At 57.0% G+C, this 23,322-nt stretch carries 19 protein-coding genes; 8 read left to right on the forward strand and 11 right to left on the reverse strand.

Annotated features, from left to right (window positions below; all coding sequences use genetic code 11):
• Positions 1-7: 7 nt before the first annotated feature.
• From thyA to rppH, 4 genes are all read right to left on the reverse strand, one after another.
• Complete coding sequence (gene thyA / locus H0S68_RS19835) at positions 8-802, reverse strand: thymidylate synthase (protein ID WP_020828397.1); 795 nt, start codon at positions 800-802, stop codon at positions 8-10.
• 7 nt (positions 803-809) lie between these two features.
• Positions 810-1,682: a prolipoprotein diacylglyceryl transferase gene (gene lgt, locus H0S68_RS19840; RefSeq protein WP_020828398.1), complete on the reverse strand. Its 873-nt coding sequence runs from the start codon at positions 1,680-1,682 to the stop codon at positions 810-812.
• 190 nt (positions 1,683-1,872) lie between these two features.
• A complete protein-coding gene (gene ptsP, locus H0S68_RS19845) occupies positions 1,873-4,119 on the reverse strand; it encodes a phosphoenolpyruvate--protein phosphotransferase (RefSeq protein WP_020828399.1) in 2,247 nt (748 codons plus the stop codon).
• Between the two features lie 12 nt (positions 4,120-4,131).
• Positions 4,132-4,659: an RNA pyrophosphohydrolase gene (gene rppH / locus H0S68_RS19850; protein ID WP_012146527.1), complete on the reverse strand. Its 528-nt coding sequence runs from the start codon at positions 4,657-4,659 to the stop codon at positions 4,132-4,134.
• 696 nt (positions 4,660-5,355) lie between these two features.
• Between rppH and mutH the strand changes: the two genes are divergently transcribed.
• From mutH to H0S68_RS19870, 4 genes are all read left to right on the forward strand, one after another.
• Positions 5,356-6,042, forward strand: coding sequence for a DNA mismatch repair endonuclease MutH (gene mutH, locus H0S68_RS19855; protein WP_046372754.1), 687 nt, complete (start codon positions 5,356-5,358; stop codon positions 6,040-6,042).
• Between the two features lie 95 nt (positions 6,043-6,137).
• Positions 6,138-6,854, forward strand: coding sequence for a TerC family protein (locus H0S68_RS19860; RefSeq protein WP_048760797.1), 717 nt, complete (start codon positions 6,138-6,140; stop codon positions 6,852-6,854).
• Positions 6,855-7,027: 173 nt separating this feature from the next.
• The gene (locus H0S68_RS19865; RefSeq protein WP_020828402.1) at positions 7,028-7,246 is read left to right on the forward strand and encodes a YgdI/YgdR family lipoprotein; all 219 of its coding nucleotides are present in this window, start codon (positions 7,028-7,030) and stop codon (positions 7,244-7,246) included.
• Positions 7,247-7,426: 180 nt separating this feature from the next.
• Entirely contained in the window at positions 7,427-8,467 is a 1,041-nt protein-coding gene (locus tag H0S68_RS19870) for an NADP(H)-dependent aldo-keto reductase (protein ID WP_020828403.1), read from the forward strand.
• Positions 8,468-8,500: 33 nt separating this feature from the next.
• On the opposite strand, the gene lplT is transcribed toward H0S68_RS19870, so the two are convergent.
• The 3 genes from lplT to H0S68_RS19885 form a co-directional block, all read right to left on the reverse strand.
• Positions 8,501-9,697 carry a lysophospholipid transporter LplT gene (gene lplT, locus H0S68_RS19875; protein WP_130016957.1) on the reverse strand — a complete coding sequence of 399 codons (1,197 nt, stop codon included), beginning with the start codon at positions 9,695-9,697 and terminating at the stop codon, positions 8,501-8,503.
• Entirely contained in the window at positions 9,697-11,850 is a 2,154-nt protein-coding gene (gene aas, locus H0S68_RS19880) for a bifunctional acyl-ACP--phospholipid O-acyltransferase/long-chain-fatty-acid--ACP ligase (RefSeq protein WP_410528979.1), read from the reverse strand. Before aas ends, lplT begins: the two co-directional genes overlap by 1 nt.
• A 567-nt stretch (positions 11,851-12,417) precedes the next feature.
• Positions 12,418-14,676, reverse strand: coding sequence for a molybdopterin guanine dinucleotide-containing S/N-oxide reductase (locus H0S68_RS19885; protein WP_410528980.1), 2,259 nt, complete (start codon positions 14,674-14,676; stop codon positions 12,418-12,420).
• 219 nt (positions 14,677-14,895) lie between these two features.
• Between H0S68_RS19885 and galR the strand changes: the two genes are divergently transcribed.
• Positions 14,896-15,915 (forward strand): HTH-type transcriptional regulator GalR, encoded by a 1,020-nt coding sequence (galR, locus tag H0S68_RS19890; protein WP_020828407.1) that lies wholly within the window; start codon positions 14,896-14,898, stop codon positions 15,913-15,915.
• Here the strand turns inward: galR and H0S68_RS19895 are convergent.
• Positions 15,912-16,367, reverse strand: a complete 456-nt coding sequence (locus tag H0S68_RS19895; RefSeq protein WP_122080102.1) for a GNAT family N-acetyltransferase — start codon at positions 16,365-16,367, stop codon at positions 15,912-15,914. The genes galR and H0S68_RS19895 overlap by 4 nt on opposite strands.
• Positions 16,368-16,518: 151 nt before the next feature.
• On the opposite strand from H0S68_RS19895, the gene H0S68_RS19900 reads away from it, so the two are divergent.
• Positions 16,519-17,529 carry a LacI family DNA-binding transcriptional regulator gene (locus tag H0S68_RS19900; RefSeq protein WP_142814508.1) on the forward strand — a complete coding sequence of 337 codons (1,011 nt, stop codon included), beginning with the start codon at positions 16,519-16,521 and terminating at the stop codon, positions 17,527-17,529.
• 44 nt (positions 17,530-17,573) lie between these two features.
• On the opposite strand, the gene lysA is transcribed toward H0S68_RS19900, so the two are convergent.
• Entirely contained in the window at positions 17,574-18,836 is a 1,263-nt protein-coding gene (gene lysA, locus H0S68_RS19905; RefSeq protein ID WP_128865139.1) for a diaminopimelate decarboxylase, read from the reverse strand.
• Positions 18,837-18,962: 126 nt separating this feature from the next.
• Between lysA and H0S68_RS19910 the strand changes: the two genes are divergently transcribed.
• Positions 18,963-19,886, forward strand: coding sequence for a LysR family transcriptional regulator (locus tag H0S68_RS19910; protein WP_046372747.1), 924 nt, complete (start codon positions 18,963-18,965; stop codon positions 19,884-19,886).
• Here the strand turns inward: H0S68_RS19910 and H0S68_RS19915 are convergent.
• Positions 19,876-21,030, reverse strand: coding sequence for an MFS transporter (locus H0S68_RS19915; protein WP_046372746.1), 1,155 nt, complete (start codon positions 21,028-21,030; stop codon positions 19,876-19,878). The two genes, H0S68_RS19910 and H0S68_RS19915, sit on opposite strands and share 11 nt — an antisense overlap.
• Before the next feature lie 317 nt (positions 21,031-21,347).
• Complete coding sequence (locus H0S68_RS19920; protein WP_020828415.1) at positions 21,348-22,256, reverse strand: LysR family transcriptional regulator; 909 nt, start codon at positions 22,254-22,256, stop codon at positions 21,348-21,350.
• A 108-nt stretch (positions 22,257-22,364) separates the two neighbouring features.
• On the opposite strand from H0S68_RS19920, the gene H0S68_RS19925 reads away from it, so the two are divergent.
• Complete coding sequence (locus H0S68_RS19925) at positions 22,365-23,249, forward strand: MBL fold metallo-hydrolase (RefSeq protein WP_020828416.1); 885 nt, start codon at positions 22,365-22,367, stop codon at positions 23,247-23,249.
• The last annotated feature ends 73 nt before the right edge of the window (positions 23,250-23,322 follow it).

Consider the following 23,322-nt stretch of genomic DNA (forward strand, 5'->3'; position numbering starts at 1 on the left):
GAGAAAATCAGATAGCAACCGGTGCTTTGATTGGGGGATGCGGATCGTACCCTTCGATTTCAAAATCTTCGAAACGGTAATCGAACAGCGATGCCGGTTTGCGTTTGATCAAAAGCGTTGGCAAGGCACGCGGTTCACGGGTCAGCTGCAGCTGGGTTTGTTCCATATGGTTGCTGTACAGGTGGGTATCGCCGCCGGTCCAGACGAAATCACCCACTTCCAGATCGCATTGCTGCGCCATCATATGCACTAACAGCGCGTAGCTGGCAATGTTGAACGGCAGGCCGAGGAACACATCGCACGAGCGCTGGTACAGCTGACAGGATAATTTGCCGTCCGCCACGTAGAACTGGAAGAACGCATGGCATGGCGCCAGCGCCATCTGATCCAATTCACCCACGTTCCAGGCCGAGACTATGATGCGGCGTGAATCCGGATCCTGTTTCAGCTGGTTCAGCACCGTGGTCAACTGGTCGATCTGACGGCCGTCTGCGGCTCCCCAGGCACGCCACTGTTTACCGTACACCGGGCCAAGGTCGCCGTTCTCGTCCGCCCACTCGTCCCAGATGCTGACCTTGTTTTCCTTCAGGTAAGCCACGTTGGTGTCGCCGTTCAGGAACCACAACAGTTCATGGATGATCGAACGCAGGTGACATTTTTTGGTGGTCACCAACGGGAAGCCTTCCTGCAAATTGAAACGCATCTGGTGGCCGAAAATCGACAGCGTGCCAGTGCCGGTACGGTCGGCTTTAGGGGTGCCCTCGGCGAGCACTTTGTTCATCAAATCCAGATACTGTTTCATTTGTTCCTCACGACAGTTGTTGCTGCGGGCGACGACGATACGCCCAAATCATCATAATAATACCGGCCACCACCATAGGAACGGACAGGATCTGCCCCATGCTGATTACGCCGTCGAACAGGCCGAGCTGGGCATCCGGCTGACGGAAAGCTTCGACGATAATGCGGAATACGCCATAACCAATCAGGAACAGGCCGGAAACGGCGCCCATCGGCCGCGGTTTGCGAATAAACAGGTTCAGAATGATAAACAGCACCACGCCTTCCAGCAGCAGTTCATACAGCTGGGACGGGTGGCGCGGCAGCACGCCGTATTGATTCAGGATCGGCAGCAGTTGCGGATCGGCGGCGGCAAGCGCTACGTCTTCCGCGCGTGAACTTGGGAACAGCATCGCCCATGGGGTATCGGTGGTAACACGGCCCCAGAGTTCGCCATTGATAAAGTTGCCCAAGCGACCGGCACCCAGGCCGAAGGGGATCAGCGGGGCAATAAAATCAGAAACCTGGAAGAAGGTGCGTTTGGTACGACGAGCGAACCAGAACATCACCAGAATAACCCCCATCAGGCCGCCGTGGAACGACATACCGCCATCCCAGACTTTGAACAGATAGAGCGGGTTATCCAGGAACAGCGGCAGGTTGTAGAACAACACATAGCCAACGCGGCCACCGACGAACACGCCGAGGAAACCGGCATACAGCAGGTTCTCTACTTCATCCTTGGTCCAGCCGCTGCCCGGTTTGTTGGCACGGCGCACCGCCAGCCACATGGCAAAAACGAAGCCAACCAGGTACATCAGACCGTACCAATGCAGAGAGACCGGGCCGATAGAGAAAATCACCGGATCAAATTTAGGAAACGCCAGATAGCTATTGGTCATCTATCACCACAACATGTCTATTATTCTTCCCCATCCGGGGGCGGCAGGTGCCAAACGCGGTGAAACGCAGCAGGAGCACTTTTTCCGTTGCTTTCAACACAGTGAGGAGGCGGATAATAGCATAAGCTTAAGCGTCTCCGGACTGGACTGCTGGGAAAAGTTCTGTAAAAAAATCAGTCAGCCTGCGGCGTTACTTGCCGCCGCGGATCAACCCGCCCATGCCACGCCGCTCCATAAACGCCGCCACCTGATGGCGCACTTCGGTGGTCATTTGGGCACTGAGTACCCGCTGCGCCAGCACTTCGGCGTCGGAGAGCTCAATATGCCGCAGCAGATATTTGATCCGCGCCACGCTACGTCCGTTCATGCTCAGGTTGCGGTAGCCCATGCCCACCAGCAGCAAGGCCCCCATGGGATCGCCGGCCAGTTCACCGCACAACCCCACCGGCAGCCCGACGGCCTGGGCCTGAACAACAATCATCTTGAGCACCTGCAGCATGGAAGGATGCAGGCTGTCGTACAGCGAAGCCACTCGGGTATTGTTGCGATCAACCGCCAACAGGTACTGGGTCAGGTCGTTGGTACCGACCGAAATAAACTCCACCCGCCCGGCCAGATGCGGGATCAGGAAGATCATCGACGGCACTTCAAGCATTACGCCAAGTTTGGGTTTGGGAATTTCATACCCCAGCACTTCTTCTACTTCCCGCCCAGCGCGGTCGATCAGGCGTCGGGCCTCGTCGATCTCTTCCAGACTGGTGATCATCGGCAGCAAAATGCCCAGATTGCCGGTACCGGCATTGGCACGCAGCATGGCGCGCACCTGGATCAGGAAGATTTCCGGCTGATCCAGGGTGATGCGGATACCGCGCCAACCCAGACAGGGGTTTTCTTCGCTGATAGGCATATAAGGCAGCTGCTTATCGGCGCCGATATCCAGCGTGCGCAGCGTCACCGGCTTGTTCGGATAGAGCTGCAACATACCCTGATATTGGGCGACCTGTTCCTCTTCGGAAGGGAAGCCACTCTGCAGCATAAATGGAATTTCGGTACGGTAGAGGCCGACGCCATCGACGCGCCCTCCCAGCAATTGCTCGTGTTCCGGGCTAAGACCGGCGTTGAGCATCACCTGCACTCGCTCGCCGCTTTTGAGCTGAGCCGGCTGTTCGACATCGTCTTCCGCCAATCGGCTTAATTCCAGCTCTTCGCTGATCAGCCGCTGGTATTCCTGCACCAGCACCGGCTCAGGATCAACCAGCAGCTCGCCGCGATAGCCATCGACAATCAGCAGGCGCTGGCTGAGCAATGCAGGCTGGATATCCGCCCCCATCACCGTCGGCACACCCATCGCCCGCACCAAAATAGCCGCGTGTGAGTTGGCGGCACCGTCGCGGACCACCACGCCGACCAGCCTGTCCTGTGGCATTTCGGCCAACAGGGTAGCGGTCAGTTCATCGGCTACCAGCACAAAACGCGCCGGCCACTGGGTTGCGCCCTGAGTGGTATCGTCGAGGTGGAATAAAAGACGCTGACCGAGCGCGCGCAGATCGCTGGCGCGCTCGCGCATGTAGGTGTCTTGCAGGCTGGCGAACTGGGCGGCAAAGACTTCGATCACCTGTTTCACCGCCCATTCCGCTACGGAGCCGGCATCGATCTCGGCGAAGAGTTCACGCTTGAGGCGGGCGTCGTTCAGCAGGTGAGAGTAAAGATCGAAAATCGCCGCGCTCTCTTTTTGCGAGCTGGCGGCAAAGCGCTTGCTGAAACGGCGGAATTCCGCCCCGGCTTCTTCCAACGCCTGGGTCAGGCGTTCACGTTCGCTGGCGGTATCGAGCGTTGAGGCCTTGTAAACCTGATCGAGTGACGGCTGGCTGCTGTCCTGCCAACCTTCAGCCACTGCCACGCCTGGCGATGCCGCCAGCGCACGAATGCGCGTCTGGCGATACTGGCCAAAAAGAGCGTTAAGCTGCGATTGGGATAGGATACCGGCCATTTGCGTGGCCAGCGTCACCATAAAAGACTCTTCGCTTTCGTCGAACTGGCGCAGCTCACGCTGCTGAACCACCAATACGCCCAGCAGTTGGCGGCGATGAATGATCGGCACGCCGAGGAAGGATCGGAACCGATCCTCCTTCACCTGGGGAATATATTTGAAGCTGGGGTGGCTCTGCGCGTCCGCCAGGTTAATCGGCTCCGCACGGCGCCCAACCAGGCCGACGATGCCTTCATCAAAGGCCAGTGCGATAGTGCGCCCACGCGGTTTTTTTAACCCGCGTGTCGCCATCAGGTAATAACAGCGGCGGTCATTGTCTGCCAGATAGATGGAACAGACTTCCGTATCCATTGCCAGACAGGTTTCATTGACCAAAAGATCCAGCGCATCTGTCAGGCTGGCCGCCGCGGCCACCTTCTCAACAATTTCTCGCAAGCGCGTGAGCATAGTCGGCTTAACTTAACCTCTCTTCCGGCGATAAGCGGGGGTCTGCCGCTGCGCTGCCTGCTCCTGCATCGGCATCACGGTGACGGCGAATTCTTTCATCACCCGGCGGTAAACGTCGCGTTTGAACGACACCACCTGGCGCACCGGATACCAAAAGCTCACCCAGCGCCAGCCGTCAAACTCCGGCGTGCTGCTGCGTTGCATATTGATATCAGCGTCATTGCACATTAACTGCAAAAGAAACCATTTCTGCTTTTGGCCGATACAAACCGGCTTTGTGTCCCAACGCACCAAACGTTTTGGCAATTTATAGCGCAACCAGTTGCGGGTTGAGGCCAGGATACGCACATCCTTTTTGCTCAGCCCCACTTCTTCGAACAGCTCACGGTACATTGCCTGTTCTGCGGTTTCACCGGGGTTGATCCCCCCTTGGGGAAACTGCCAGGAGTGTTGACCGTAACGGCGAGCCCACAGGACTTGCCCCTGACGATTACAGATTACGATACCAACATTCGGGCGGTAGCCATCATCATCGATCACCGGACTACCTCGATAAGCTTAAATTCGCATAGATACCCTGATTGTTTCACACAAGCTACAGGCGGTAAACCACTGCTTTGCGGCGGTGCAGACCGGATAACATTGGGATAACTCACAGATAATGGCAAAGTTATAAACATGTGAAGCCGTTTACACGCGGTTTTATTCACTTTTTCTGTGGATAGGTGTGTGAAGAACTCAAGGGATAAGCCGGTAAAACTCTGGTGAACTCAAAATCACCATAAAAACAAAAACAAAATTACACCATTAAAAACATATAGTTATTTATTTATCAACAACCCTATACAGAGTAAAAATGTGATCTATATCCGTTTAGGATCTTACCCTGGCGAAAGATCCACCAACGTCGTTTTTATCCACAGATTATCCGTATGAGTTACGCACAAAACGGACAATTTCGCAAAAAACCCCCTGAGTCAAGGCTGTAAATCGAACCAGTGATCGGTAAAAATTTGGGTTATCCCATAAATCTGTGGATAAATAGGTGTAAGATCCTGTTTATTGTCGGTGGCTTCAGGTGCACAAGCGTCGCCCTGAATTTTTCCCCCGTCATGTAGCGGGAAAAAAGTCATGGAAAATCATGCTACTATTATTCTTTTCCCCAGACCTTACCCACCAAGGTTCGCTGTGTACAAATACAGTACGTTTTTCAACCAAATCTAGCAGGTTCGCATTATGGCGTTTTTATCTCCTCTGCCCCCTCCTCCAGAAAATGAACAGCAACTGTTTGAACGGGCGCAGCAGCTTGCCGGCTGTCAGTTGGGAGAACTGGCGACACGTGCGCAGTTGCCTATTCCCAAAGACCTGAAGCGGGATAAAGGATGGGTTGGCATGCTGCTGGAGCAGTATCTTGGCGCCATGGCCGGCAGCAAGCCGGAACAGGATTTTCCCGAGTTGGGCATCGAGCTGAAAACCATCCCGATAGACGCCGCCGGCAAGCCGCTGGAAACCACTTTCGTCTGCGTAGCGCCCTTGACCGGCAACAGCGGCGTCACCTGGGCCAGCAGCCACGTACGCCATAAGCTGGCGCGGGTGCTGTGGATCCCGGTGGAAGGCGAGCGGCAGATTCCGCTGGCACAGCGGCGCATAGGTTCACCACTGTTGTGGAGCCCGAACGAAGAAGAAGAAGAGATGCTGCGCCGCGACTGGGAAGAGCTGATGGATTTGATCGTGCTTGGCCACGTAGAACGGATCACCGCACGGCACGGTGAAGTGCTGCAACTACGCCCCAAGGCGGCCAACAGTAAAGCCCTGACCGAAGCCATCGGCGAACAAGGTCAGCCGATCCTCACATTACCGCGTGGTTTCTATTTGAAAAAAAGTTTCACCGCCGCGCTGCTGGCAAGACATTTCTTAATCTGATCGCTTTTGTTTAGGCTGTGTTTAGCTAACAGTGTCGCCGTATCAATAAACGCGTATAATTCAGCCTTTGCTTTTTATTAAGGTGTGGCTAGGCAATGTTCGAATGGATTATGGATCCCAATGCCTGGTTAGCGTTAGGTACGCTGACCATTCTTGAGATCATTCTGGGTATTGATAACATTATTTTCCTTTCCCTGGTGGTGTCTAAACTGCCGAAAGCCCAGCAGAACAAGGCGCGTCGCATCGGGCTGGCCGGCGCAATGTTAATGCGTCTGGGGCTGTTGGCCTCTATCGCCTGGGTGATCCGTCTGACCCATCCGCTGTTTACCGTCATGGATCACAGCGTTTCGGCTCGCGATCTGATCCTGCTGCTGGGGGGGCTGTTCCTGATTTGGAAAGCCAGTAAAGAGATCCATGAAACCATCGAAGGGTCGGACGAAGAGCACCACACTAAAGTGCACGGCTTCTTCGGTGCCATCGTGCAGATCATGCTGCTGGATATCATTTTCAGCCTGGATTCAGTGATCACCGCGGTAGGCCTGTCCGATCATCTGTTTATCATGATGGCAGCAGTAGTGATTGCCGTGGGCGTTATGATGTTTGCCGCCCGGCCGATTGGCGAGTTCGTTAACCGCCACCCTTCGGTGAAAATGCTTGCGCTGGCATTCTTGATCCTGGTGGGCTTCACCCTGATGCTGGAAAGCTTCCAGGTGCATGTACCTAAAGGCTACATCTACTTTGCGATGTTCTTCTCGATGTCGGTAGAAGCGCTCAACCTGATGCGCAGCAAGAAAAAACCCGCCTCTGAGTAATCCCCCAACGGGAGCGAGCGTAAGCCGCTCCCGTTAATATTTTTGTATCCCCCGCACAGTTTCAATGTCACTTTCTCTTACAGAGATAAGGACTTATCCGAAACACGATGCATCTATAGTTTGCTAATCTAGAAAGAAGCTTCTTTTTGCATACATAACTGAGGATCCGCAGGATGAAAAAGTGGGTAATGGCAGTGTCTGCGTTGGTGATGGCCGCCGGGTTGGCGGGATGCTCCAGCGATTACGTGATGGCGACCAAAGACGGCAATATGATCCTGACTCAGGGCAAGCCAGAGATTGACCAAGATACCGGCCTCATCAGCTATAAAGACGAAAAAGGCAACCATCGCCAGATCAACGGCGATCAGGTTTCACAGGTCATCGAACGCTAGTTTCCCGATTGGCTATCGCCCCCGCGTTGCGCGATAGCCCTCCCCGCACTGAATCCACTTCCCCCATCTTCTCGGCTTGGTTATAGTCGGCAAAGGCGATATCACCGCCTTGCAGATTGTTTGGCTCCTGTTTTATCGGGTGTATAGCCCGTAAGCGCTAACACGAAAGGAAGGCCGTTAATGCAATACCACCGTATTCCCCACAGTTCTTTAGAAGTGAGCGTGCTGGGACTGGGCACCATGACCTTTGGCGAACAGAACAGTGAAGCCGATGCCCACGCGCAACTCGACTATGCATTAGCCGCTGGCATCAACCTGATCGATACCGCAGAGATGTACCCGGTACCGCCCCGCCCTGAAACCCAGGGGCTGACCGAACAGTACATCGGCAGTTGGATCAAGGCTCGCGGCAACCGTGAGAAACTGGTGCTGGCCAGCAAAATCGCCGGGCCGGTGCGCGGGACTGACAGCAGTATCCGCCCGCAGCAGGCGCTGGATCGCAAAAATATCCGTGCCGCGCTGGACGCCAGCCTGAAACGCCTCAACACCGATTATCTCGATCTCTACCAGTTGCATTGGCCGCAGCGTGCGACCAACTTCTTCGGTAAGCTCAACTATCAGTACACTGACGAAAAGGCTACCGTCACCCTGCTGGAAACGCTGGAAGCGCTGACCGAGCAGGTGCGCGCCGGTAAAATTCGTTATATCGGGGTGTCTAACGAAACGCCTTGGGGCGTGATGCGTTACCTGCAGTTGGCTGAAAAGCATGAGCTGCCGCGCATCGTCTCAATTCAGAACCCCTACAGCCTGTTGAACCGCAGTTTTGAGATTGCTCTGGCGGAGATCAGCCAGCACGAAGGCGTCGAACTGTTAGCCTATTCCAGCCTGGCGTTCGGCACCCTGAGCGGCAAGTATTTGAACGGCGCCAAACCGGCCGGTGCGCGAAATACGCTGTTTAGCCGCTTTAATCGTTATTCGGCCCCGCAAACGCAGTTGGCGATTGCCGAATACGTCGCATTAGCCAAAAAACACGGACTGGATCCTTCGCAGATGGCCCTGGCCTTTGTTCGCCAGCAACCCTTCGTTGCCAGTACCCTGCTGGGCGCCACCACGCTGGAACAGCTGAAAACCAACATCGACAGTTTCGACCTGGTGTTGAATGAAGACGTGCTTCAGGGGCTGGAGGAGATCCACACCCGCTTTACCATTCCTGCCCCCTAAATAATCAGGGGCGCCTAAACCGCGCCCCTTTGATTATTTTGCCCGTCGTTGCGACAACCACAGTGCGCCGATCGCCAGCGCGAAAACCACACCGAAACCGATCCCCACGCCGACCACCGGTACGCTGACTTTCACCGCCAGCGAATAGAGCCCGAGCATCAACAGCATGGCGGTGTTCTCGCCAAGGTTTTGCACCGCGATCGCGTTGCCTGCCCCCACCGATTTTTTGCCTCGTTCTTGCAACAACGCATTCAATGGCACCACAAAGAAGCCGCCCAAGATGCCGATAATCAGCAGTACCGCATAGGCGCTAAGCAAGGTAGTTTGCAGCGCGAATATCGCCACCGCTACGCCAATCAAGATCCCGGCCGGCATACAGCGTTTCACGGTCTCAAGCGTAACGAAGCGAGCTGCGGCACCGGCGCCAACCACAATCCCCACCGCCACCATGGCATTCAGCAACGTCGGCGTGGCGTTATCGGCGATACCCAGCGCCACCGGTACCCACAGCACCAACAGAAAGCGCAGCGTGACCCCTGCGCCCCAAAACAGGCTGGTACCAATCAATGAGAAACGGGTTTGCCCATCGCGCCACAGCACCACACAGGCGTTGAAGAAAGCGCGAGTCATGGCACGTGGCGTCCATGACGTCGCCGGATGTGCCGCAGGCAGGCGCGGAATATACAGGTTGGCGATCACCGCCGCTGCGTAAACCAGCGCACATACCGCCAGTGCGGCGACCACGTGCCAGTCTGCCAGGATGCCGCCGGCCACCGAGCCCAGCAGGATCGCCGCGATAGTGGAGGCCTCCATCAGGCCGTTGGCCTTGACCAGTTTCTCACCGCTGGTGATCTCACCCAAAATCCCATATTTGGCCGGTGAATAAGCTGCGGCACCCACGCCCACCAGGCTATAACCGAGGAACGGATCCAACCCGAAACAGATCACCAATGCGCCGGCCAGCTTCAGGCCGTTGGCCACCATCATCACCCGCCCTTTCGCAAAGCTGTCGGCAATCTGGCCGACAAAAGGCGCGAGAATGATATAGGTGGCGACAAACGCCATCTGCAGAATCGGCTGGCTCCAGTCGGGATAAAGCTGTTGTTTGATCAGCGCCAGCGTGGCGAACAGCAACGCATTGTCACCGAACGCAGAGAGAAACTGTGCGCAAATGACGGCAATCATGCTGCGCGAAAGCAAGGGTGAATCAGTGTTCGACGACGGGTTCATCAGACAGTCTCCGGCTGTTCAGCCATTTTACGCAGGGTCACAAAATCCGGTTTGCCACTGCCCAGCACCGGCAGCGTTTTCAACAGGCGAATATCACGCGGTACCGCCAGTTCAGGGCTGCCCAATTCACGCGCTGCCCGCAGCAAGGCTTCGCGGGTTACGCTTGCATCGGTAGTGAACAGCACCAGCGCCTCGCCCTTACTGCTGTCACTTTTCACCGTAGCGGCGTGCAGCCCTTCCGGCGATACGCGCTGTGCAAGCAGCTCCACGCTTTCCAGCGAGACCATTTCGCCCGCCAGTTTGGCAAAGCGCTTCACCCGACCGCGGATCACACAGTAGCCCTGTTCGTCCAGAGTGACGATATCGCCGGTATCGTACCAGCCCGGCTGCAGGTTGCCCTGTTCATCCTCTGCCGCTGGCGGCTCCAGCTCGCCCGGATGCTCCACCCGCAGATAGCCTTTCATGATATTCGGCCCACGCAGTTGCAGGCGTCCACCGTTCTCAATACCCGGCACCTTCATTAAACGCGCTTCCATATTCGGCATGATGCGCCCGACGGTACCCACCTTGGCCGCCAGCGGCACGTTGATTGACACCACCGGCGCACACTCGGTCACGCCATAGCCTTCCAGGATGCGAATACCGTATTTGTCCTGATAAATCTGTTTGGTGCTGTCCGCCAGCTTTTCCGCACCGGCTACCACATAGCGCAACCGGGCAAAGTCGTACGGATGAGCAAAACGCGCATAGTTATTGAGGAAAGTGGCCGTGCCGAACAGTACGGTGCAGTTACGGTCATACACCAGCTCCGGCACCACGCGGTAATGCAGCGGACTGGGGTAGAGGAAGATACGGCTGCCGGTCATCAACGGGGTCAGCAGCCCGACCGTCAAACCAAACGAGTGAAACAGCGGCAGCGACGACATAAAACGGTCGCGCGGAGTGAAGTCGGCAATGGTACGGATCTGCTCAACGTTGGCCAGCAGGCTGGCGTGGGAGTGCACCACGCCCTTCGGATTGCCCTCCGACCCCGAGGTGAACAAGATTAGTGCCGCATCGTCAGGCTGCTGCGGCAGCATGGCGCGCGCGGGTTGGAACAGATGACGCAGGATCCACAGCTTGTCCGCCAGGGTCACGGTATCTTTCAGATCCTCCAGATACACCCAGTTGGCCTCCGGCACCTGCTGCGGCAAATGTGTCAGCTTGCCTTTTTCCAGGAACTGGCGCGAGGTGACGATGGTTTTAAGACTGGCGGCGAGCATGGCGCTTTTCAGGCCGTTGGAACCCGCGGTGTAGTTGAGCATCGCCGGGATACGGTTGCGCAGCGAGGCACCAAAAATCGCCGCGGCGGTAATGGTGGCATTCGGCAATAGCATGCCGACATGTTCGCCCTCGGCGGTAAAGCGCTGCAGGATACGGCTGACGCCCAGCGCTTTTATAATCAGTGTCTGGTAGCTGTCTTCCTTGAAGTTGATATCTTCAATGCACGGCTTGCTCCGACCATAGCGATGCTGCGCCGCCAGCAAAGCGCGGAACAGGGTCTGTGGCTCGCGCGTGTCCATACGCGCCTTCATCATGATCTGGTGCAAACGATCGCCGGCCAGCATGCGACGTTCTCGGGCGCGTGGCGCGACCGGCATCGGCAATGACGTCGGCGGTAAAATACGGATGCTGATCTGCGGGAACCAACGGATCTTGAATACCCCGGCCATACGCCCAAAAGGGCTGAATTCGGCGCCATCAAGCCGTATCGGCACCACGGTCGCCCCCGATTTGGCGGCAATAAACGCGGCACCATCATAAATTTTCATCAGTGAGCCGGTCACGGTAATGCGCCCTTCGGGGAACACCACGATGGGCCGCCCTTGCTCAACCATGCGCACCAACTGTTTGATGGCCATCGGCTTGGTGGGATCGAGCGAAACGAAATCGATATAAGGCCGCAACCAGCGCATAAACCAACGATCGCCAATGCTGGCGTAGACGGCAAACACCGGTTTGATCGGCAAAAACAGCGCCAACAGAATACCGTCGAGGAAGGAGATGTGATTGGGCGTAATCAGCAGCTTTTTCTGATCGAAATGTCGGGCGTCGCCCTCAACGCGTACCCGGTACAGCAGGCGGAATAGCACCCGCAGCATTGAAAAGATCATGCCCTTCTCCCTTTGCCCAAGATGAGCGTAAATGGTTGTAGGGAAAAGAATACTATATGGCAGGCAAAAAAAAACCTACGCATCCGCGTAGGTTGGTGCAATTGAAAATGGCTTCAACATACAGAGTATGCTGATTTCTCACCAATCAATACCTCTGGGATCACCTACTCTAGAGAGGTGGCGATTAAGAAACTACCGATCAATCGCAAGAGTTTTGCTCTAAATGCAACCAGCTGTAAATTTCCCGCGATGTACTGAAATAACTCAATGAAATGTAAATAGTCCTGCGGAATAAAAATACAAAATCAGATTTTACGCAGGCGGGACGGAGGGGGATCGGGCAAAAAAAAACCTACGCATCTGCGTAGGTTGGTGCAAATTAATATGGGCTCAACAAACAAGTTGCTGAAACTCACCAATCAATACCTCTGGGACGTTTAATTTACCCCGTTGAGCCGAAAACCAGCCAGCGGCCAATCGAAACATTAGGGCGCAAAGTGTAACCAGCGGTGTATCCCCACGGCCTTTCAAGCCACAGTGAGCTCGCCTTGCCGTGGGGCTGGATGTTTATCGTACACTCACTTCTACCAGGCAGCTCATGGCGTTCGGCCCTTGAGTCAATGGCGAGGTACCGATATCCAGCGTTAACACGTTCGGGTTGCCGGACTGTTCCACCTGCAGGCGCTCGGCACCAAAACCTGGGTCAAACCAGGCGCCGGTTGCCATCAGCACTACGCCCTGGGTGACGCCGTCGGTGATCGCAACGCCTGCCAGGCAATTGCCACGCGCATTGCTGACCTGTACCTCCGCCCCCTCGGCAATGCCGCGCCTGGCTGCATCTTCCGGGTGCATATACAGCGTTTCACGTCCGGCCGTTTTATTGCCCTGCGCCAGCGGCGCCGGATCCATCTGGCTGTGCAGGCGATCGCTCGGTTGGATGGATATCAGGTGCAATGGCCACTCTTTGGCTTCTGGTGCCCCCAGCCACTCGACTGGCGGCTGCCACTGCGGATGTGGGGCAAAATCGGCATAGCGATAACCGGCGATTTTCTCGCTGAACAACTCAATCTTGCCGCTCGGCGTTTGCAGCGGATGGGCCTGCGGATCGGCACGAAAATCGTCGAAGAACACGAATTCTTTCGCCGGTGCCGGCAGCTCGACGTAGCCTTTGCGCCAGAAATCCTCAAACTCGGGCCATTCTACGCCGGTCCCAGCCTGCGCCTGGCCGCATTGTTGATAGATAGATTCGATCCAGGCCCGCTCGTCGCGGTTTTCGGTGAACTGCTCACGGTAACCGAGCCGCTCCGCCAGATCGGCAAAAATATCAAAGTCGTTACGTGCCTGATGCTGTGGCGCAATGGCCTGATGCATCGCCAATACGTAGCGATCGCGCGATGAACCGCCGATATCGTTACGTTCCAGCGAGGTGGTAACCGGCAGCACAATGTCCGCCATCTTGGCCGCCGGCGTCCACCAGATATCCTGCACTATCACCGTATCCGGTTTTTGCCAGCCTTCCACCAGCCGGTTTAGCTGCTGGTGATGATGGAACGGGTTGCCGCCGGCCCAGTGCACCAGATGAATATCCGGATACTGGTGCGTCTCGCCACGGAACTGATAGGAGCCGCCGGGTTGCAACAGCATGTCGCAGATACGCGCCACCGGGATGGCAAGCCCACAAGGGTTGGCGCCGACCGGCATCATGGGCCCCGGCGTATCCACCCGCGGGTTGCCGACCCCGTTCATCGAGCCGTGACCAAAGGAGAAACCGCCCCCCGGCAGCCCCACCTGGCCGAGCATCGCCGACAGGGCAATCATCATCCAGTAGGGTTGTTCACCGCGATGAGCGCGCTGAACCGAATAGGAGCAGGTGATAAAACTGCGCACGCCGATCAGTTGCTGCGCCAGCAAACCGATACGCGCCGCCGGAATGCCGGTGATGACACTGGCCCATTCGGGCGTTTTTGCCACGCCGTCGTCGGTGCCGCGCAGATAATCCGCCAACTGGCTATAGCCGGTGCAGTGGCTATAGAGGAAAGCTTCATCCTGAGCGCCACGGCGCTGGATTTCATACGCCAGTGCCAGCATCAGCGCCACGTCGGTATTCGGGCGAATTGGGATCCATTCGGCATTAACAAATTCCGGGCAGTCATCACGCATCGGGCTGATGTTGATCACCGGAGTGCCTTTTTTCACCAGCTTTTGCAGCCAGGGTTTGAGCGAGTGCTCCGCCGCACCGCCGGAAGAGACCTGGGCATTTTTCAACGCCAGGCCGCCGAAGGCCACAAACAGCTCGCAGTGCTCAACCACGCTGGGCCAGCTGGTGACACGGCCGGTCAATGGGGTGAAAGTGCCGATCACATACGGCAGGAAAAACTGGGCCGCTCCCCAGCTGTAGTTGCCCAACTGATCGACACCGCCGCCGCCAGCAAAATAAAAACGGCGCACCAGCGAACGAGCGTGGTGCAGGCGCCCGGCAGATGACCAGCCATAGGAACCGGTAAACAAGCCGGAGGGGCCGTAGCGATCGCGCACGCGCCGGTTCTCTTCCGCCACCAGATCGAGCGCCAGATCCCAATCCACTTCGACAAAATCCTCGCGGCCACGTAGCGTACGGTCGCTGCCTTCACGCTTTTGCAGCCAGGAGCGGCGCACGGACGGCTTGCGGATGCGCTTGTCGGAATAGGCCATCGGCGCGATGGAGTCGAGCATTGGGGAAGGATCCGGATCGTCGGCAAACGGCTCACAACGGATAAGCCTGCCGTCTTCAACCACGGCGGTATAGGCGCCCCAGTGAGCGAGTTGCGGATAGCGTTTAATCGACATGGTGTTCTCAGCCAAGAATGGATGCCCAAAAATAGCATTAGCCGACGCGCCACGCCAAAGCACAAATGGCTCTATCACTGAGCGGCGCAGGTCTAAGCTCGGGGTAAATTGCCCATATCTGCAACAGCCGCCACAAGTTACGATCGCCAGCGCTTGCAGCCCCGGGCTTTTTCCGCAAGACTGAGGGATGTAAGCGATTACCCAGGATGTATGACAGATATGGCTACCATAAAGGATGTTGCCAGGCTGGCGGGTGTTTCCGTGGCCACGGTATCCCGCGTAATAAACAATTCTCCCAAGGCCAGCGAAGGCTCACGCACCGCCGTGCTGGCCGCGATGGAACAACTGCAGTATCACCCAAATGCCAATGCCCGCGCGCTGGCGCAGCAATCGACCGAAACGCTCGGGCTGATCGTTTCCGACGTCTCCGATCCTTTCTTTGGTGCCATGGTCAAGGCCGTGGAACAGGTGGCCTACGCCACCCACAATTTCCTGCTGATTGGCAACGGTTACCACGAGGCGGAAAAAGAGCGTCAGGCGATTGAACAGCTGGTACGCCACCGTTGTGCCGCGCTGGTGGTACATGCCAAAAAGCTGACCGATCGTGAGTTAAGCGGGTGGATGCAGCAGATCCCGGGCATGGTGCTGATTAACCGCACGCTGCCGGGGTTTGAATCGCGCTGCGTGGCGCTCGACGATCGCTACGGTGCCTGGCTGGCGACCCGCCACCTGATCCAACAGGGGCACCAGCGTATTGCCATCATCTGCTCCACCCACCAAATTTCCGACGCGGCGGACCGTCTGCAGGGCTATCTCGATGCATTGCAGGAGCACGGCATTGCGGTAGATGAAAAACTGATTGCCTACGGCGAGCCAGACGAGATTGGCGGCGAACAGGCGATGACCGAGCTGCTCGGGCGCGGTAAAAACTTCACCGCGGTCACCTGCTACAACGACTCAATGGCCGCCGGTGCCCTTTCGGTACTGAGCGACAACAGCGTGGATGTGCCGGGGCAGATGTCGCTGATTGGTTTCGATGACGTGCTGATTTCACGCTACCTGCGGCCGCGTCTGACCACTATTCGCTATCCGGTGGTGGCCATGGCGACCCAGGCGGCCGAACTGGCGCTGGCACTGGCCAACAATCAGCCGCTGCCGGAGATCACCAACATGTTCAGCCCGACGCTGGTGCGCCGCCATTCGGTGGCCAGCATCAATAACGTTTACGAGCAGAACTAGATCAACTCCCGGTGATACAGCCGCACCGGGCGATCGGGGTAATCTAGCGCATCGCCGATGTAGCGCCAGCCATGGCGCTCATAATAGCCGCTAAAGTCACTGTAGAGATAAAGCTCACTGAAGCCGGTGCGTCGGGCGTAGTCTTGCACATGCTGCTGCAACCGCAGCCCCAGACCGCTGCCGCGCTGGCTTTCGTCGACATACAGCGCCGCCAGCCAGGGCGTCAGATCCTGCCGGCTGATCAAGTCGCAGCGCCATAAGCCGACTGTGCCAACCACTTTATCGTCCTGCAGGGCGATAAAAGTAATGGGCAAATCGGCTCCGCACAGCCCGCTATCCACCACGCTGGCGAAAAATGCCCGGCTGCTTTCGCTGCCAAACGCCTGCCACAGCCAATCAATCACCTGACCGCGATGCTGTGGATAATCCGCCAGAAGCTTAATCTCAGTCATCTCTTCTCTCTTTTCCCATTGTCTGGCATCAGTCTACGGACGTTGCGCCACAACACAATCCCGGCGGAAAAATCCCACGCAGCCAAGGGGTAAGCCTATGCTAGACTGAGCGATATTTACCACAGCGGATGTTGAAAGGGGTAAGCCACTGATGATCACCATGTTGGATGTTTCCATTCGCGCGGGGGTATCCAAAGCCACGGTTTCACGCGTGTTAAATGGCACCGGCCAGGTGAAAAAGAGCACCCGCGATGCGGTGTTCAAGGCCATGGACGATTTGGGTTACCGCCCGAACTTCCTCGCCCAATCGCTGGCAAACAAAAGCTCCAACAGCATTGGCCTGGTAGTGTCCAATTTCGACGGCCCCTACTTCGGACGCCTGCTTCGTCGCGCAGCCAAGCTGATCGAGGCCAGCGGCAAACATCTGATTGTGACCGACGGCCACGACACGCCGGAAGATGAACTGCAGGCGGTACAGCTGCTGGCGGATCGCCGCTGTGATGCCATTATTCTGTATACGCGTTTCATGTCAGAAACTGCGCTGATGAAGCTGCTGGACAGCCTGCCGGTGCCGATCATGGTGATCAATCGGGATCTGCCGCAGGCGCGCGCACGCTGCGTGTTCTTCGAACAGCAAAAGGCGGCCTTCCATGCGGTGGATTATCTGATTCGGCAGGGGCATCGCGAGATCGCCTGCATTACCGGCCCCATCGCCACGCCAACAGCACAGGCGCGGCTGGCAGGTTATCAACAAGCGTTAGAGCAGCACCATATTGCCTTCAACGAAGCCCGCGTGGCCTACGGTGACAGCAGCGTGCAAAGTGGATATCAGGGCACCCGGCGTTTGCTGGCCGAACATATCGATTTCAGCGCGCTGTTCGCCTGCAACGACGACATGGCGGTCGGCGCGATGAAGGCGCTGCTCGATGCGGGCAAACGCCTGCCGCAGGATGTCTCACTGTTCGGCTTTGACGACGAGCCCAGCGCCGCCTATTTGCAACCTGCACTATCTACCGTGTATCTGCCGATCGACGTGATGATCGAAGCCGCCATCAGCCAGGCTTTTCGCCTGATCAATGGGGAAGACACACAGCCACTTACCCCGTTCACCGGCGAACTGCGGCTGCGTGAATCGGTGCTTCCCGGGCCTTACGCCAACTGATCCCTCCGGGCGCTGTCGTTGAAACCACGATGCGCCCAAAAGCATCAGATCTGTTCCAGCGCAATCAGCTCTTCGATGGTCTGGCGACGACGGATCAGGCGCGGTTCACCGTTCTCAAACAGCACTTCCGGCAGCAGCGGGCGGCTATTGTAGTTTGAAGACATAGACGCGCCATAAGCACCGGTGTCATGGAACACCAGATAATCGCCAACCTGCACCGGCGGCAGCTCGCGGGTTTCAATACCGCCACCGGCCTGCTGAGTAAAGACGTCTCCGGATTCACACAGCGGTCCGGCAATCACGGTTTCACGCAGTGGCTGGTGTGCGGTATCGCGACCGTCGGCCGGCAGCAGGGATATGTGGTGATAGCTGCCGTACATTGCCGGACGCATCAAATCATTAAAACCGGCATCCACCAGCACAAAGTGCCGGCTGCCCATGTCTTTCACTGCGCGCACCTCGGCGACCAGCACACCGGCTTCCGCCATAAGGAAACGGCCCGGTTCGATCTCCAGCTTCACCGGATGACCCAAATGTGCGGCAATACGCTCGCGGGCGCTGTTCCACAGGCCAAAATAGTGTTCGGTATCAATCGCCTCTTCGCCGTACTGATAGGGGATCGACAGCCCGCCTCCGGCAGAAATCGCACTGATGTCCTGGCCGAGGTCGATCACCTGTTGCACCATGGCGTCACACACGCGCTCCAGATGCTGGTAGTCCACCCCCGACCCTATATGCATATGCACGCCAATCAGCTTCAGACCGTATTGCTGAATTTTTTCCACCGCCTGCGGTAAGTCGGCATACCAAATACCGTGCTTGCTGTTCTCACCGCCGGTGTTGGTTTTCTGGCTATGGCCGTGACCGAAACCTGGATTGATGCGCAGCCACACCGGATGCCCGGCAGAGACCTGCCCCAGCTGTTCCAGCATGTCGATCGAACCGACGTTGACCGGGATTTTCAATTCGCTGACGCGAGCCAGAGTCGCGTGATCGAGCACATCGGCGGTAAACACGATTTCGCTTGGTTCGCCACCCGGCTGAAAACCGGCCTGCAATGCACGCTCAATCTCGCCTAACGACACCGAGTCCACCTTGACGCCCTGCTCACGCATCAGGCGCAAAATATGAATATTCGAGCAGGCCTTCTGGGCAAAACGGATCACGTCAAAATGCCGCAATTGGCTGATGCGCTCGCTGATAATCGCTGCGTCATAGGCCCACACAGGGCAACCAAAGCGCTGAGGCAGCGCCAATAGGTTAGCGGCGTTAAGAGCGGTAGAAGTGTCGTGCAAAGCGCGTGGCATAGTGATGTTCCTGGTTCGAAAATGGTATGCCCTCAATATTGCCGCACTCTTTCTCGGGTGGAAAATATCTATTTAGCCAGAGTCTATTCATTTATGATATGGCTTTGCTCATGATGGAGCCGCCCGATGCACGCGATAACCCTGCGCCAGATTGAAATCTTCTATGCGGTGATGACGACCGGCAATCTGACCGAAGCCGCCGCGCTGCTGCAAACCTCGCAGCCCACCGTCAGCCGCGAGCTGGCGCGCTTCGAGAAACTGATCCAACTGCAGTTGTTCGAACGGGTGCGCGGGCGATTATCCCCCACGGTACAGGGCCTGAGGCTGTTGGAAGAGGTTCAACGTTCCTATTACGGTCTGGATCGCATCGTCAATGCCGCCGCCGGTATCCGACAATTTCAGCAGGCGCAGCTTTCGATTGCCTGCCTGCCGGTATTTTCACAATCGCTGCTGCCGGCGGTGTGCAAACCCTTTATCGATCGCTATCCGGAGGTCAGCTTCAGCGTGATACCGCAGGAATCACCGTTGCTGGAAGAGTGGTTATCGGCGCAGCGCCACGATTTGGGCCTGACGGAAAATACCCTGACTCCGGCGGGCACCGAGCGAATGACCTTGATGACGCTGAACGAAGTGTGTGTCTTGCCGGCCGGGCATCCGCTGCTGGCGAAAAAGCGGCTGACGCCGCAGGATTTTGCCGGACAAAACTTTATCAGCCTGTCGAACACCGACAGCTATCGCCAACTGCTGGATTCGCTGTTCAGTGAGGAAGGGGTTAACCGCCGGCTGGTGATGGAAACCCACAGCGCAGCGTCGGTCTGCGCCATGGTCAAAGCCGGCGTGGGGGTATCGATAGTCAATCCGCTAACGGCGTTGGACTACGCCAACAACGGTGTGCATATACGGCCATTCAGCGTTGACGTGCCCTTTACCGTTAGCCTGATCCGGCCGCTGCACCGCCCGTCGTCGGCGCTGGTCACGGCCTTTACTCAACATTTGCAGCAACAGGCACAAACGCTGCCCGCCCGTCTGGCCGCCGTGATTACGCGCTAGCCGGGCGCTTGGCGCGGCTGAACGTCACCAGACACAGTACCAGACCCAGCAACGCGATCCCCGCAGCGGCCAGCGGTACGCTGGTCAAGCCCAACCCCTGCGCTATCACGACACCGCCGACCCAGGCACCAATCGCATTACCGACGTTGAACGCGGCAATGTTCAGCGTGGACACCAGATTGGGGGCCTTTTTACCGTAGGTCACCACGTTGATTTGCAGCGCCGGTACAGCGGCGAACGCCGCAGCGGCCCACAGGAACAGGGTAATTTCAGCCGGTACCATCGAATGGCTGGTCCAACTGAACAATGCCGCAAAGCAGGCGATCACCAGGAACGTACAGGTCAGCGTCAACGGCAAGCGCCAGTCCGCCAAACGTCCACCCAGGATGTTGCCCAGCGTCAGACCAACCCCCATCAGCAACAGCGTCCAACTGACGCCATGGGAAGAAACACCCGTCACCTCGGTCAGTAACGGGGCAATATAAGTAAACAGCGCGAACATCGATGCGGCAAAGGCCACGGTCATCAGCAATGACAGCCAAATACCGCCGCCGCGCAACGCCGCCAGCTCTTTTTTCAGATCCGTCGGGGCCTCGTCCTTCACGCTGGGCAGCTTGCTGTACAGCGCCAACAGAGAGAGCACGCCAATGACCGCCACCGCCCAGAACGTCGAACGCCAACCCAGCGCCTGACCCAGAGCGGTACCCAGCGGCACGCCGAGCACGTTGGCCAGCGTCAGGCCGGTGAACATCAATGCCACGGCTGAAGCCCGGCGGTTTGGCGGCACCAGATTGGCCGCAACCACCGCGCCAATACCGAAGAAGGCACCGTGGCACAAAGCGGTGATAATGCGCGCCAGCATCAGGAAGTCATAGCTGTACCCCAGGGCGCACATAATATTGCCGAAGATGAAAATCACCATCAGCAGCAACAGCGTTTTTTTGCGCGGCAGCTTCGCGGTCAGCAAGGCCATGATGGGTGCACCGATAGCCACGCCAAGGGCATAGCCGCTGATCAGCCAGCCGGCAGAAGGAATGGAGACCTGCAGATCTCCCGCCACTTCAGGCAGCAACCCCATGATCACAAACTCGGTGGTGCCAATAGCGAATGCACTTAATGCCAGTGCGAGCAGAGAAACAGGCATGCGGAAAGCTCCCAGTCAACAAAGCCCCGGTGTCAGGCACTCGGGGCCGGTAAAAACACATAAAATTGACGGGCAGCCCGGCAGGCTGCCCGCGAAAAAGGGTCAGAGAGGGTGTTCAAAGAGCGGGCTTAACTGCTTAACCCTATAATTATTAAGTCTTATTCACGCTTTTCACGTTACAGAAATAGCACGCAATCCCGCGTAAAAACCAGTGGCAAAACGGCCGCTGCGCACAAAAAGCCATGCCTGGCTCGCTAACTGGTTGAATGCGCTGATGATGAAAAATGTGTAAAAATGTTACCCGTGTGTTAACGCTATCAGCGCAGCGTTGCCTGCCAATCCGGATCGTGGGCAAACCACTCCACCAAAAAGTCCAACATGGTGCGCAATGTCGCCGGCATCTGGCGGCGTGAGGTATAGATACCGTAAATCCCCATCGACTGGGGCCGATAATCCGGCATCAGCTCAATCAGTTCGCCACTGGCCAGTAAAGGGGCTGCAGAATAGTAAGGCTGCATGGAAATACCCGCGCCTTGTACCGTGCCCGCCATCAACACCACCGATTCGTTGGCGCTCAGGTTGCCGCTGACCGCGACCGCCGATTTCACACCCTGAAGGTCAAAATGCCACAGGCTCTTACCGAAGTAGGAATAAGTCAGGCAGTTATGCAGCGCCAAATCCTGCGGATGACGCGGCGTGCCGTGTGCCGCCAGATAGGCCGGGGAAGCGCAGACCACGGAAGCACAGGAGGATAATGGCCGGGCGATGAGATTGGGATCCAATTCGTTAGTGATGCGTAACGCCAGATCGATACGCTCCTCCACCAGATTCACCGTGCGATTGTTCATTTGCAGATCCACTGCAACCTGCGGATGGCGTTTCAGGTATTGCGCCACCGCGCCCACCAGCGCCGTCTGGCCCAGCGATTGTGAACAGGTAATGCGTAACAGGCCACGCAGCTCGTCACTCTGCTCCCCTTCGACCAAATCGATTTCGCCCGCCAGCGCCAGCATCTGTCGACAGCGTTCCAGCGTGCGCTCACCGGCGTCAGTCAGACTAAGCTTACGAGTAGTGCGATGCAGTAAACGCGCGCCGGCCCATTGCTCCATTTGTGCCAGATAACGCGTCACCATCGCCCGCGACATTTCCAACGTTTCCGCGGCGGCAATCATGCTGCCACGGTCGACGATGGTGATAAAAACCTCAGCAGCGGTAATGCGATCCATGATTCGTCCGATTTACGCAATGAATAGTTGCTCATTATCCGGTTTTTCTATCGCTTTATGCAACCTAACATCTATACAACATTAATCGCATCCCAAGGACCTCTACCCATGTTTAAGAAATCATTGTTGACCCTGGCTTTTGCCGGCATCGCCACAGTAAGCACCTTCGCTACCGCCGCCAACACCCTGACGATGGAAGTGTATAACCCAGGTGAGAAAAGCGTGTTCCCGGTGTCTTCCGAAATCATCAGCGGCAAACACGAAGTCGCACTGATCGACGCCCAGTTCCAGCGTAACGACGCGGAAGCCCTGGTGAAAAAGATCAAGGCGACCGGCAAGAAGCTGACCACCGTATACATCAGCCATTCAGATCCGGATTTCTATTTTGGTCTGGACGTCATTAAAGCCGCGTTCCCTGAGGCTAAAATCATCGCGTCACCGGGTACCATCGAAGAAATCAATGCCACCAAAGACGGCAAAGTGGCGTACTGGGGCCCAATCTTGAAGGACAACGCGCCGAAAGCGGTGGTGGTGCCTCAGGCGTTGCAGGGTGACAGCTTCACCGTAGACGGCCAGAAAGTGGAAGTGAAAGGCCTGACCGGCCCGACGCCGGAACGCACCTACGTGTGGATCCCAGCGCTGAAAGCGGTAGTGGGCGGTGTGCCGGTAGCCGGCGACAATATCCATCCGTGGATTGCCGATAACCAAACCGTTGAATCCCGCGCGCACTGGCAGCAAACGCTGGAAGGCATCAAAGCGTTGAAACCGGAAGTCGTGGTCCCTGGCCATTTCCTGCCGGGGGCAGACCAGACGCTGAAGTCCGTCACCTTTACCCAGAACTACCTGACCACGCTGGAAGCTGAACTGCCAAAAGCCAAAGATTCTGCAGCACTGGTGGCGGCAATGAAAAAGCATTACCCGGATCTGAAAGACGAATCCAGCCTGGAACTGAGCGCCAAAGTGCTGAAAGGCGAAATGAAGTGGCCGCAATAAGCACGCCGAAACACCCAGGCCAAGGCGCTACTGCTACCCAGCCGCCGCAAAGGCGGCGGGTATAACGAGGAAA

The organism is Serratia sp. AXJ-M (assembly GCF_046531865.1).
In the GTDB taxonomy this organism is placed as follows: domain Bacteria; phylum Pseudomonadota; class Gammaproteobacteria; order Enterobacterales; family Enterobacteriaceae; genus Serratia; species Serratia liquefaciens.